We start from the raw sequence: 12,421 nt of genomic DNA, 5'->3' as shown, positions 1-12,421 counted from the left end.
TTTGTCAATATATTCCATTAATTTTAATGTTTATGACTCGCCCGCGCATTCTCCAACCCGGTCAAAGTTATACATTTAGTAAGTATTTTGAATTACCATATACTCCAGCAGACATCTTGGCGGAACTGGGATGTAGTTACGAACGCGCATCGCTACAACTACCACAATATTCAGGCGTAATTGACTATTTAGAGTTTTTGCAGCGTTACTTACGGCGCAATATCATGCGCGTCAACCCTATCAGTGAAGCTGCAAAACGTGAAGTTTTAATTGCTCCTATTTTGTTGGAAATTTGCGACCAAACGCAAACTCAACTGAACATTGAGTATCCCATTAATGTTAGCGAACAACTGAAAGGAAGTTTTGATTACTATATTTCATCTTCCAATTCACTGTTAGTAGTTGAAGCCAAGCAATCCGATTTAAGCCGGGGGTTTACTCAACTTGCAATTGAATTGATAGCACTCGACCAATGGACAGATTCTCAAACCCCAGCTTTGTATGGTGCTGTAACAAATGGAGAAGATTGGCGATTTGGGATATTTTATCGCCAAGATAAACGGATCATGCAAGATATCAAACTTTATCGCGTTCCAGAAGGTTTGGAAGAATTAGTGCGAGTACTTGTGGGAATTCTTACGAATGCTACTAGTTAATTATGTACTCAAGCCACTGCACCTCAGAGGATACCGCAGGCTACCCAGTTTCATTTAATTGCTATCCCAAATAGTTTCTAAACGCTCTTGTGCTATTTTGAGTGCTTTTTCCGGAGACTCACCTAGCAATGTCGCCTCGATAGCTCGACCAAGACTGTCAGAAAGACGACTATATCCAGCAATAATCGGTCGAGCGCCAGCTAGAGGAATTTGTTCCATAAACACTTTTAACCAAGGTTTTTGGTTGATGAATTGCTGATAAGCTTCACTTTGAGCAGCTTTAAGATTAACTGGTAAAAAACCGGTGCCGATACTCCATTCTTTTTGGAATTCTTCACTCAAAACATACGCTAAAAACTTGAGTGCGGCTTGTTCTCTGGCTGGTGTAGTCTTCATTACATACATATTTCCGCCACCTGTCACCGTAGCTTGAGCAACATTTTCAGGTATGGGAAACGCGTCATAATCAACTGTAGATTTAGTGATATAAGTCCAAGGGCCCGTAATTTGCATAGCAACGCGACCCGCTATAAAAGCATCCTCTTCATAACCCCGCTCTGGAGAAGAAAGCATTGCTGAACCATCTGTTAATAGCTGTTGCCAGAATTGTAAGGCTTTCAGCGCTCCAGGGTTCGTTAAATCCGGCTGCTTATTTTTTAATACTTCTCCCCCACCGCTCAATAAAAAAGGAAACCAACTAAAAACAGTCCATTCTCCCTTCCCTAAAGGCAGTACAATTCCGTACTGTTCTGGTCGATTATCGCCATTGCGGTCTATAGTCAGTTTTTTGGCAACTTCCCTCAATTCTTCCCAAGTTTTAGGTGTTTGTGTAATTCCCGCAGCTTCAAAAAGCTTAGGTCTGTAAAAAATGCCTATATTGCTTGTATATAATGGGGCTGACCAAAGATGACCGTCTAATTGCAATTCTTCAAGTAAGTTAGGGCTAATTTCTGACTTTATGGGCAATTTTTCCAACCAATCTTCTAAAGGTATAATTGCCCTTAAATCTGCTAACTGACCTGTAATTTGTGGATAGAATGCCAGGATATCTGGAGGCGCATTACCCACAACTGCTGTTAATATTTTCGGCAAATGGGGTTGAGCTAAAAAGACAGATTCTACCTTTACATCAGGATAAGTCTGATTAAATTTGTCTACCAGTTTTTCAAACACATCCCGATTAGCAGGAGGATTGATTGCTTGCCAAAGAGTCAAATGAATTACTCCATCATCCTTCTGTGTTATTCCCTGACAACCAGATAAAAATACAAGAAACGAACTTAGGACAATCCCTAGAAGTAACATCTGCCAAACAGAAGCAATGACCCGGCGAGAATAATGGCTGATTTTGGATGGAAAAAGGATTATCTTCATGCCAGGTAGTTAATCAGATTAAGAAATATTCTTTAAAACACTTTTGGTAATACTAGTTTCTGCTCTTGTGTAAATATAAGTTTCGGGTTCGGTTACTTTTTCGGTTCTGAAGATTTTTGCTGCCCGATACCAAAAGTCTGTATCCTCTCCATAAGCAATATGATTAAACCCTTTCACCTCAAAAAATACCTGTCTTTTCCCAAAAAAAGTTGGGCCTAAAACACATTCTCGGAGATTAATTTTTTTACCTGGTTGAAAATAATCTGCAACCAAAATCTCTTCTTCTGTTGCAAATCCACCTTCTATCAAATCAACTTCTGGATTAGCTTTCATATATGCAATTCGCGCATCCAGGTGATTGACTTTATAAGCATCATCACTATCCAGGAATGTTATATATTTGCCGAAAGATGCTTGAATACCAGCATTTTTAGCATACCATAGCTTCCTATTTTGATGTTTCAAATAGCGAATATTTTGAAATTGTTGAAGATAAGGATTGACAATTTCAAAAGTATTATCTTGGCTGCCATCATCAACTATAATCAGTTCCCAATCTTTAAAAGTTTGAGCAATAACACTATCAATACAATTGTTTAGATATTTTGCTCGGTTGTAGGTACAGAGGATAATTGATACTTCATAATTGAAATCAAAAACTACAGTTTCCATTGTTAAATCATCATCGTATTGTTAACCCAAAAATCCCATTAACAAAAGAGGGATTTTTAATTATTGAGGAGTAAAGTCTTAAACTCTGTTTAACAGAACAAAGTTATTAATAGTCTAAAAAATTACTCCTTAACTGTGTAAGTTTATAAAATCGTGCATAATATCATTATAGTTATAAATTATCCGGCTAAAATCAAAATTTTCTCGGACATATTCTAAAATTTCTTGGCGATAATATTGGTTTTTCTCAATCATCTCGCTAATTGTATCGGTAACAATTTGTTTAGCTTCTGGTGTAGTGTCAGTTAAAATATTATCTGGCAAAATTTTGATGAATTCTTTGTGATGTAAATTGGCGCTAGCAGATTCGGAAACAACGATACATAAACCTGCTGCCATTGCTTCTAATACTACGAGTGGTGCAACCTCCCCTTCACTAATTAAAACTAAACAGCTATAATCTGTGAGCCTGGAATAAACTTGTTCTAAACTCCATACACCTAAATGTTTTGTCGTTGTTCCTTCAACAAAATCAGGATCATCTAGAGGGCCAACAAAATCTATTCCAATCTTTCCATCTATGATTTTTGCCAGTAATTTTTGCTGTTTTCTTGGTTGAATCCAACCTAAACAAATAGCTTTATTATTCCCTTTATCTTGAAAACTTACTTTCTGAGTATCAATACCGTTCACTTGCACTGATATGTATCCAGAATAGCCTGCTTTCAGAAGAAAATCTTTTGTTAAATGAGAAAGGGCAATTATTCCAGGTGCATTGAAATAATGTTGATATGCTTCTCTAAATTCTTCATTCCATTTATCTGTTTTAAACAAATAACCATCATGACAGGTAAAACAATACTTCTGTTTAAGGTTCCGATTAAATTCACTCACAAAACTGTAGGCGTGTAAATGCACAAAATCATAATTATTATTATTAATGTATTCTATGACTTCGTTAACATCTTTCTCGTTTATGATATCGGCTTGATGTCCAATTTTTTCTAAAAAGTTTTTGTATTCATTTATCACAGTTAAAACAGAATGTGATAGGGGAGGTTTAGGAATATAACCCCAAGCGACAAGAGCAATTTTCATAAATAAATAATTTAATTTCTCCTCACACTTTTAAATTTACTTTTCAGCCAAAATACAAGTTGCGACAGGATAATCTGGATGATAAGCGTCTAGTTCTTCAGATGTTAGTTCTTCTACGGCTATTCCGTGATAACTAGCTATGACAGTGGTAGGATTGCCATAGACATACAACTTCTGTTGTGAAAAGTTTCTAAACATCCAGGCGAAAGCATCAGGTAAAGGACGCCAATAATCAACAGGAGTAGCATGAACTCTAATCGCACTTGGAACCATCGCAAAACATTTACCACCGGGTTTTAGCCAAGTGTAAATGTTTTCCACTACCACCCAGGGAGCATAACAGTGTTCTAAGACGTTAAAAATTATCACTGAATCAAGAGATTCTGGTTTGATAACGGATACATCGTGAGCATCCCCAACTATATCTATTCCTGGGCCTGCTTCTAAGTTGAGAATTTGATATGATGCGCCTTGATTAATTTTATAAAAATCTTTATCTTTTGGTGTTCCTCCTATTTCTAAGATATTACCCCCGATTTGGGTTTGAATTTCTTCAAGAAATTTGCTCAGATAGTATCTATCAACGGGTTTACCTCTTGTCAATCCAAATGCTTGACAAATGGGAACTGCTTTTTTCAAGTCACCCCAATCTATTGAACCTGTCGCAGGAGATAGGAAACCAAGATTTTCTAGGTGTTCTACTAATTTACGAAAGTCTTCTATATTTTCAATAGATTCTAGGTCATCTTCTAATTTATATTGAGAAAATAATTGTGGCAGGACTTGGTAAGTTTCTCTACTTAATGAACCAAGTTCAAATTGCATTTCCTTTTCGATAAAACTCCGAAAGCCTTTACCAAAAATCGTCAGGCTGCCATCTGCTAAAAAAACTATAGCATCTTGAAGAAGTTGTTCGTATTCATCTAATTCCTGAATTACCTTCTCTGGTATGGAAGCGTATTTAACTTTTTGAAATATTTGGTAAGCATTCTCTAGTGAATGTTCGTGAACGAATATTTCTAGTATTGTCAGCCACGATTTTGATATAACAATTTCTGCTGTTCGCTGACTCCAAGCAAAAATTGCATATAACTGTGAATCTTCAATTTTTAAGAATACGTTAGGTACATATTGTTTGGGCATACAAGTAAATCACTCAAAAAATTTTAATAAGGAGGATGACTTAGGCATTATAAGCTATTTTGGAATCTATCTATACTGACAGTTCATAGATTATGCAAAGAAGATTTACTCTTTCTCTACACTAAATCTAGTACAGGTTGGTGGGGTAGATTCACATTTAGTAAAAGCCCTGCGTTGCTTGCCGCCATAGGCATCGCCTTATTTTCTCCCGCGCCTAGATGTCTCTAGTTACCGCAGGGCAGTATTAGGGACGATTACCTTTTGCTGGCATTGGACTTGATCTCAGTATTAACTATTGAACCATAGTGTGTTACTGTTAATCCTGCAATTACGTAATTTAATTGGTAAAGCTAACAAAACTAGTACATAATGAATCTTTGGAGAAAAAGAAATAATGACAAAAACTAATGAAGTTGTTCCAAATATCTCATTGTCTAGTTGGGACTATATTTCACCCGATCTTGAGGTAGTTCATCCTGATTCATCTTTCCCCAATATGATTATTGGAGACATAAATAATTGCTATTGGTCTTATTTACGTCGAGAGATTCCCCATAACTGGTATGTGGACAAAGATGAGCCATTTATAGGGTTCCTGAATCGAGATGAGACGCATATTTTATATAACACAGCACTCAAATTTGCTGGGAAAAAAGCTTTAGAAATTGGTTGTTTGCGGGGTTGGTCTGCGTGTCATCTGGCATTAGGTGGAGTGGAATTAGATGTAATTGATCCGGCTTTAGCCAGAGAAGATGTTTATGAAAATGTAAGTACTTCCCTACGACTTGCTGGTGTTATCGACTCAGTTAATTTAGTAGCTGGTTATAGTCCACAAAAGGTAGAGGAGTTAGCTAAACAATTACAACGCAAGTGGTCATTGATTTTCATTGATGGCGATCATGAAGCACAGGCTCCACTCAATGATACGATTGTTTGTGAACCATTGGCAGAGGACGATGCTTTAATTTTGTTCCATGATTTAACTTCCCCTGATGTAGCACAAGGCTTAGACTACTTAAAGGAAAAAGGTTGGAACACAATCATTTACCAAACTATGCAAATTATGGGCGCTGCTTGGCGTGGGAATGTTGAGCCAGTAAAACATCAACCAGATCCGAAGGTTAATTGGAATTTACCAAAGCATTTAGAAGATTATTCTGTGAGTGGATTATGACTGTTTAACTAGTAGTCTGTCAAATTCATTTTTACGGTTAGAGAGACGCGATAAACGGTTAGAGAGACGCGATAAATCGCCGTCTCTACAAGGAATTTATCCATCAATTATTTAATAATGTGGATGCGCGATCGCTAATATTCCCGCATCCCCATCTAAAGTTACCTCTACACCCACTGGTAATGCTGCGTTCGGACTATCGTGGCCAAAAGGCAAATCAGAGACAATCGGAATACCCAAATCACCCAAGCGATCGCGCAATACCTCTTCTACACTAAAACTAGGCACTGTTGGCGGCGCTTCACAGCGAGTAAAACCCCCCAAAGCAATACCGCAGACTTTAGACAAAGCACCACTCAAGCGCCACTGCGTCAGCATCCTGTCAATGCGATAAGGTGCTTCTGTAACATCCTCCAATGCCAGAATTACACCATCCAGATGTGGCAAGATTGGTGTACCTAAAAGGTGAGTAGCCACAGTGAGATTACCTGGTAATAAAGTACCATTAACCACACCACCACCCCAACCGCAACCTTTCAGAGGGGTGAAAGAACTACCTTCTACCCAATCTAATAATCGCTGAATTGACCAATCTGGCTCATCTACCAAGGTCGTCAGCACGGGACCGTGAACGCCTGAAATTCCTGCTGTATAAAGGCTCCATAATAAAGCTGTGATATCAGAAAAGCCTATAAGCCACTTGGGAAGTCCTGAGTTTGGCCAATTCCAATCTTCTAAGATACGGGTGCTGCCAAAACCGCCTCTGGCACAAAGGATACCACGACAATCAGGATCTTGCCATGCTGCCGCTAATTGCTGACGACGGTTTTCGTCTGTTCCAGCTAGATAACCCCACTTGTCATCTATTTTGGGGATGATTTCTAGTTTATAACCGCGCGATCGCCAAATTTCTATACTCCGTTCAAATGCCTCAAATTCTCGCAAAGCACCACTAGGGGCAATTACTCGCAGTAAGTCTCCAGGTTTCAAGGGCGGTGGTAAGATTTTAGCTGGCATGAAAAAAGTTAGGAGTGGTAAAGCATAATATTAACAACGTTGCAACTGCGTTAACAACACAACAACTTCATCAATTGCCTGTCGCACAACACTTGCAGGTTGCTCTGATTGATTCACAATAATACTAAAAACTAACGGTTCATACTTCGGCGCATTCATATATCCAGATAGAGAAATTGCACCCGTTAACGTACCTGTTTTTGCTTGCACAATGCCCTCAGCAGATGTACCTTGAAAGCGGCCCTTCAGAGTTCCACTTTTACCCGCCACTGGTAAAGAGGCGCGATATAAATATGCTGTTGGTGTTCTTGCTATTGCCCGTAAAGTTTGTACAAAAGCTTCTGGTGTCACTAAGTTACGACGTGATAAACCTGAACCATCCACTAAAATGTAATTTGCTGGATCAACTCCCAATTGAGTTAAACTCGCTTTGACAACTTCTAAACCTACATCAGCACTAGTTTGATTTTTCACTCTGAGTTTTTTCACAGCTAATGCTCTCAGCAGTGCTTCAGCATAAAGATTATTACTATTTAGATTCGTCTCTGCTAATAACTCAGCTAAAGGTGGCGACTCTACAAATGCTATCTCCTCTTGATCAACACCACCATTTAGTACTAATGTTTGTCCCAAGGTAATTTTTTCTGTTGCCAAAGCAGTGCGGAAGCGCCGTAAGAAGTAATAATTAGGATCAACTACAGGCAAATCTATTAAAGACGGTTCTGAATTCGTTGTTAGTTGTCCTTGAATTCGCAATATTGTTCCTGATAATTCGCGGGTAACATTGATGTAACTTGGTTGATTTTGGGCAACGGTTACTGACTGATTAATTATCCGCCACTGTCTCGCTTCGCCAGCATCAGTCCATACCACTTGTAAAGATTTACCTACAGCCTGGGGTATAAGTTTTAAGCTAAAAATATTTTGATTCAGAATAAAGCTGTTAACTGGTGCACCATAATCTGACTGCACATCTTCCCATTGCCAGGTTGGGTTAACAATATCACCTTGAATATAACTATCATCAGCTATCAATTGCTGAATTTGAGTAATACCTTTTTGTTTTAGCTGCTGTGCCAATTTTTGTAGTTGAGTATCACTTAAACTAGGATCTCCCCTACCGACAACACGTAAAACACCATTGCCATTCTGATAAATAGAGGTGCGAATCCGAAAATTAGCACCCAATTGCTGCAATGCTGCTGCTGTTGTCAGCAATTTGAGGTTAGACGCGGGAGTAAAATATTTCTGAGCATCTCGACTGTAAAGAGTTTGCCCGGTTGAGAGGGGTTGTACCAAAATTCCCCAGCGCACCCGACTGAATAAGGGGCGATTGATTACAGCATCTATAGCTGTTCCCAGTTGGGTAGAGCAAATTGATTTTGTGGTAATTGTTGGTGCAACTGGGGTTTGTGCTTTCGCAATAGAACTAAATCCTATCTGGCTAGTCAAAAATATTAATAAAACACCCAGTGGTTGATTTAAAGTCTTAAGTCTCACCAATTTTCCTTATCCCAAAGATAGATATTTTGACTTTGCCAAAGACTTCTTTCCGGAGAGAGAAGAATTTGCTCAGTAAAGTTACTTAACTAGTATAGGGAAGATGTTCACATGTTTCATACGTGGGCGATTGCACAAACATAATTTATGGGACTACAAAATAGAAACCTAAATCAACCTGCATATACAGAAATACGAAATCGAGGCAACGGTGTGAGTACATTTTTATCTGGTGTAGCTGTATTACTCTCTACTTTGGCTTTGGGATGTAGCGGCTATGTAGCTTATGAAGTTTTTACGTTGCGGCAGACACTAAATGCTACTAATACAGTCAGTAGTACCATTCCCACTCAAGTGCCAAGTCCTACAGCTACAACTTCTCCACAAGCAACAGTCTCACCATCCCCAGCTAGTGCTACAACTTCAGCAATTAGCCCTGGTCAATTTGTGCAGCCTGCTTTTGGCAAAAAGGCAGAAGTTGAATTACTTTCAGCAAAACGAATTAAAGATCCAGAAACTGGAAACCGTGATGTGGTAAATCTGCAAATGCGAATTCGTCGCCTTGCCACAGACGGAGTTGTTGCTAGCGATGTTATATCGGTTGCTACTACAACAGCCCGCAATCCTGAGACTAGCGTAACCTACAAAGGAGTTGCTCTTAATCGCTCAACAGGTAGCGTTTCTTTGTTCCAAGTACGTCCACAAGCCTCCGCAGATGCTTATATCTGGCTAAGAGTTCCCGATGGTGTTAATAACTTGGACATTTTTGTGCCAGATACAGCTGCATTTAAAAATGTACCAATTTTAAATTAGTCCTCTATCGGACAATCTGACTTTTCACGGCATCTGGAAAACCTCTCTCTAAATCTCTCTCCTAAAAGGAGAGAGACTTTGAATTTTCCCCCTTCCCTCTCTTCTCTACGAGAGGCTTCGCCAACGAGATGCTACGCGAACGTAGGGAAGGGGGCTAGGGGGTTAGGTTTTTCGTGGCTTTTCCACATAACGTGAAAAGTCAGATCGGACAATACGGTTTACAAAACGCGATAAATCGAGACGCGATAAATTCAGACGCGATAAATCGCGTCTCTACAATAAGGGTTTTGTTGCTCATTCTGAACTGTATTGCTCTATCGGATTAATTTTGATAATGTGCAAGATTCCCAACTTCTTCATGAAGTCGGGAATCTGAACAACTTAACTCAAACAAAATTATTTCATCCTCTAAATTAGCAACCCCAACTTAATGATGGTAGATGACTGAGGTTGCAATTCAATAAAGATTACTCCTCTTCCTCTTCTTCCTCTTCTTCGTCTTCTCCGAACACTGCGTCTATAAGTTCTTGTGCGCGTTCGTCTGAAATTTTTAAGGCTTCCTGAAGCTCAGAGATATAATCTTGTTCAGCTTCGGGTACTTCTTCGTCAATTCCCACAACTAAGATAGCTGTGATGTATGCAGCTTCACGATAACCTCTATTGGGTAAAGATTCGATGGATTGGGCGATTAAATCTTCTGGTTCTTCTTCTTCAATCAAGCTGACAACTTTTTCGGTCAATTCCTCAAAGTCTTCTTCAGAATAATCTTCAAATAATTCAACCCGACCGAGAAATTCACTCAAAGCATATTCTTCGGTTGAAGAAATACCTTCACCATCAGCCGCAGCGGAAAAAAGTCCAAGAATTGCGATCGCAACTTCTGGTTCTAGAGCAACTGAACTAACACTACGGCCTTTGGGCAACTTGCGTTTAGACATAATTATCCTCTAAAAGTTACGTGATATTTCAGGAAGTCATATTTTGCAGTCTATAATGCTTCCTTGATTTATGATTCCCAAAAGAATGCGAAAATATACATTGGAATGAATCTTTTTTTCATAAAAAATACGCAGAGAATATATTCACCTACGTATAAAAACGGTTAAGTTGTTTTAAGAGATCGAGGTTTTTAGTACTTGTGTACACTACGTAGCTTAAAGGGATACGGTGTACACATATCTTGGTAATGAAGCCAAAGCCTGGATTTACCCCCCTTAATCCCAAAACTGTTTCATTCCATTTCAACCAGGATTTGTCAAACCAATTCGCAATTGTGAATTCGCTTTTTCGCCTATTAAATCAGTGGGAGCTTTTGCCATTGGTGTCAAGTTAAAGCCTCAGCCCAGATGTCAAGGGACACCCATCCCACAAGAAAATTTGGGATGCTTTTTTATTTGGAAGTCCCTTAACTAAATTTTCTCAAGGGATAAATTTTTAGTAAAATCTATGTTTCTGTAGAGGTTTTATGAGTCTGATTCTTCCCAAACATACCCTATCCCGTCGTCGCTTATTGCAAGTATCAGGACTTTCAGGGGTAGGCTTTCTTCTAGGTGGCTGTGGAACAAATTTGTTTTCAGATAATCTGCGGCAAATATCTGAGCCACTAAACCAAAGTCTTGAAGCACTCCTGCTAACTCAAAAACCTACACCTGAATTTCCTGTCAGCGCCATAGAAGCAGATAAATTGCTGGTTAATACCTTTGACTTCACTCCGCAAATTGATCCGGCGCAGTTCCGCCTGACAATTGATGGTGAGGTTAATAATGCGATGCAGTTGAGTATGACAGATATTCAAAAACTTCCCTTGACTTCAATGGTGATTCGCCATGTCTGTGTTGAAGGCTGGGCTGCGATCGTTCAATGGGGAGGTGTGCGATTACGAGATTTAGTAGCGCTGGTACAGCCTAAGTCAAATGTCCGCTATGTCTATTTCAAATCTGCTGATGGCTATTATGAAAGCTGGGATATTGCTTCTGTTATACATCCCCAAACTCTCATGGCTTATCAAAAGAATGGACAACCCTTATCAGTTGATAATGGTGCGCCTATGCGCCTAGCATCTCCAATTAAACTAGGTTACAAGCAAAGCAAGTGGGTAACTCAAATTACATTCGTCAGTAATTTGTTACCTACTAAAGGCTATTGGGAAGATCAGGGCTATGAGTGGTTTGCAGGGCTATAGGGTAGACAAAAAGCTAATCTATATCGGGTTCAACGCCTAGCGATCGCAATTGTGCAATCAATCGTTCAGCCCGTTGTCTTTCTTGTTCAGCCCGTTGACTTTCCTGTTCTGTAGAAGTCAATACCCAGCAGCCTGTCCAATCATACCACCGCAACCAGGGCTGTTCTACATCTTGATAGCGTCCCTGCCATACACCCAAGCCTAATTCTAGTTCTGGTATCCAGAAGCGTGACTCTGACAGTGCTATCTCAGCATAACGACCGCCATCTAATTTAAACACCCTTAATTTATATTTGTACCGATCAAATACTACATAATAAGGCACACGCAGAATCCGCTCATACACTTCCCATTTTCCTGGTGGTTGCTTGATATCTCGCAATGTCTGCCCTAAGTCTTCCTTTTCAGTACCTGGAGACAGCAATTCAACCACAATAAAAGGATGAACGCCCTCTTGCCAAACGACATAACTTAAGCGTAAATCTCGTTGTTCATAAAGACGGGAAACACCTAAAACGGCAAACCAATCTGGTCTCTTATACCAAAGTGGATAGCGCGGGTCATAATAAAGATTCAGATCGCTAGCAACGAATATCTCGTCGCTTGGATAATTTGGTGGACGAAAGGTTTCGTCTAACAGACGAGGTTGCAATAAATGAAACTGATCGGGCAAACCAGGCTCCTCAGAATCTTCACTGGGAAGATCATACATGGTTGGTAATACATCTTTTGGCGATCGCGGCGGGTCAGTTTGATACATCTTTTGGCAATCCTGATGATGAAACTTTCAGT

At 39.4% G+C, this 12,421-nt stretch carries 12 protein-coding genes; 4 read left to right on the top strand and 8 right to left on the bottom strand.

Translation table 11 applies throughout. The annotated features are described in order from the left end of the window. Positions 1-32: 32 nt before the first annotated feature. A complete protein-coding gene (locus tag HUN01_RS06565; protein WP_181932591.1) occupies positions 33-656 on the top strand; it encodes a hypothetical protein in 624 nt (207 codons plus the stop codon). 54 nt (positions 657-710) lie between these two features. On the opposite strand, the gene HUN01_RS06560 is transcribed toward HUN01_RS06565, so the two are convergent. The 4 genes from HUN01_RS06560 to HUN01_RS06545 form a co-directional block, all read right to left on the bottom strand. After that, complete coding sequence (locus HUN01_RS06560; RefSeq protein ID WP_181930594.1) at positions 711-2,030, bottom strand: ABC transporter substrate-binding protein; 1,320 nt, start codon at positions 2,028-2,030, stop codon at positions 711-713. 18 nt (positions 2,031-2,048) lie between these two features. Next, positions 2,049-2,702, bottom strand: a complete 654-nt coding sequence (locus tag HUN01_RS06555) for a glycosyltransferase family 2 protein (RefSeq protein ID WP_181930593.1) — start codon at positions 2,700-2,702, stop codon at positions 2,049-2,051. A gap of 129 nt (positions 2,703-2,831) precedes the next feature. Beyond that, positions 2,832-3,800, bottom strand: coding sequence for a glycosyltransferase (locus HUN01_RS06550; protein WP_181930592.1), 969 nt, complete (start codon positions 3,798-3,800; stop codon positions 2,832-2,834). A gap of 36 nt (positions 3,801-3,836) precedes the next feature. Then, the gene (locus HUN01_RS06545; protein ID WP_181930591.1) at positions 3,837-4,943 is read right to left on the bottom strand and encodes a class I SAM-dependent methyltransferase; all 1,107 of its coding nucleotides are present in this window, start codon (positions 4,941-4,943) and stop codon (positions 3,837-3,839) included. Between the two features lie 394 nt (positions 4,944-5,337). Between HUN01_RS06545 and HUN01_RS06540 the strand changes: the two genes are divergently transcribed. Beyond that, on the top strand, positions 5,338-6,117 hold the full coding sequence (locus HUN01_RS06540; protein ID WP_181930590.1) for a class I SAM-dependent methyltransferase: 780 nt from the start codon (positions 5,338-5,340) through the stop codon (positions 6,115-6,117). Between the two features lie 111 nt (positions 6,118-6,228). On the opposite strand, the gene HUN01_RS06535 is transcribed toward HUN01_RS06540, so the two are convergent. Continuing rightward, on the bottom strand, positions 6,229-7,134 hold the full coding sequence (locus tag HUN01_RS06535; RefSeq protein WP_181930589.1) for a S66 peptidase family protein: 906 nt from the start codon (positions 7,132-7,134) through the stop codon (positions 6,229-6,231). A 30-nt stretch (positions 7,135-7,164) separates the two neighbouring features. After that, positions 7,165-8,634 (bottom strand): D-alanyl-D-alanine carboxypeptidase/D-alanyl-D-alanine endopeptidase, encoded by a 1,470-nt coding sequence (gene dacB / locus HUN01_RS06530; protein ID WP_238846037.1) that lies wholly within the window; start codon positions 8,632-8,634, stop codon positions 7,165-7,167. A 213-nt stretch (positions 8,635-8,847) separates the two neighbouring features. On the opposite strand from dacB, the gene HUN01_RS06525 reads away from it, so the two are divergent. Further along, the gene (locus tag HUN01_RS06525) at positions 8,848-9,447 is read left to right on the top strand and encodes a hypothetical protein (RefSeq protein WP_181932589.1); all 600 of its coding nucleotides are present in this window, start codon (positions 8,848-8,850) and stop codon (positions 9,445-9,447) included. Between the two features lie 467 nt (positions 9,448-9,914). Here HUN01_RS06525 and HUN01_RS06520 read toward each other — a convergent pair whose 3' ends face one another. Further along, the gene (locus HUN01_RS06520; protein ID WP_181930588.1) at positions 9,915-10,385 is read right to left on the bottom strand and encodes a tellurite resistance TerB family protein; all 471 of its coding nucleotides are present in this window, start codon (positions 10,383-10,385) and stop codon (positions 9,915-9,917) included. A gap of 527 nt (positions 10,386-10,912) precedes the next feature. On the opposite strand from HUN01_RS06520, the gene HUN01_RS06515 reads away from it, so the two are divergent. Then, a complete protein-coding gene (locus HUN01_RS06515; RefSeq protein ID WP_181930587.1) occupies positions 10,913-11,629 on the top strand; it encodes a molybdopterin-dependent oxidoreductase in 717 nt (238 codons plus the stop codon). 13 nt (positions 11,630-11,642) lie between these two features. On the opposite strand, the gene HUN01_RS06510 is transcribed toward HUN01_RS06515, so the two are convergent. After that, the gene (locus HUN01_RS06510) at positions 11,643-12,389 is read right to left on the bottom strand and encodes a Uma2 family endonuclease (protein WP_181930586.1); all 747 of its coding nucleotides are present in this window, start codon (positions 12,387-12,389) and stop codon (positions 11,643-11,645) included. Positions 12,390-12,421 lie beyond the last annotated feature (32 nt).

This window comes from Nostoc edaphicum CCNP1411, from assembly GCF_014023275.1.
GTDB classification, from domain to species: domain Bacteria; phylum Cyanobacteriota; class Cyanobacteriia; order Cyanobacteriales; family Nostocaceae; genus Nostoc; species Nostoc edaphicum_A.
Note: the sequence above shows the minus strand (reverse complement) of the source record. Positions and strands in the feature narration are given on the sequence as shown.

Excerpts from the sequence above, each read along its gene's own strand:
- HUN01_RS06565 (WP_181932591.1), top strand. The coding sequence starts at position 33 with ATGACTCGCCCGCGCATTCTCCAACCCGGTCAAAGTTATACATTTAGT.
- HUN01_RS06560 (WP_181930594.1), bottom strand. The coding sequence starts at position 2,030 with ATGAAGATAATCCTTTTTCCATCCAAAATCAGCCATTATTCTCGCCGG.
- HUN01_RS06555 (WP_181930593.1), bottom strand. The coding sequence starts at position 2,702 with ATGGAAACTGTAGTTTTTGATTTCAATTATGAAGTATCAATTATCCTC.
- HUN01_RS06550 (WP_181930592.1), bottom strand. The coding sequence starts at position 3,800 with ATGAAAATTGCTCTTGTCGCTTGGGGTTATATTCCTAAACCTCCCCTA.
- HUN01_RS06545 (WP_181930591.1), bottom strand. The coding sequence starts at position 4,943 with ATGCCCAAACAATATGTACCTAACGTATTCTTAAAAATTGAAGATTCA.
- HUN01_RS06540 (WP_181930590.1), top strand. The coding sequence starts at position 5,338 with ATGACAAAAACTAATGAAGTTGTTCCAAATATCTCATTGTCTAGTTGG.
- HUN01_RS06535 (WP_181930589.1), bottom strand. The coding sequence starts at position 7,134 with ATGCCAGCTAAAATCTTACCACCGCCCTTGAAACCTGGAGACTTACTG.
- HUN01_RS06520 (WP_181930588.1), bottom strand. The coding sequence starts at position 10,385 with ATGTCTAAACGCAAGTTGCCCAAAGGCCGTAGTGTTAGTTCAGTTGCT.
- HUN01_RS06515 (WP_181930587.1), top strand. The coding sequence starts at position 10,913 with ATGAGTCTGATTCTTCCCAAACATACCCTATCCCGTCGTCGCTTATTG.
- HUN01_RS06510 (WP_181930586.1), bottom strand. The coding sequence starts at position 12,389 with ATGTATCAAACTGACCCGCCGCGATCGCCAAAAGATGTATTACCAACC.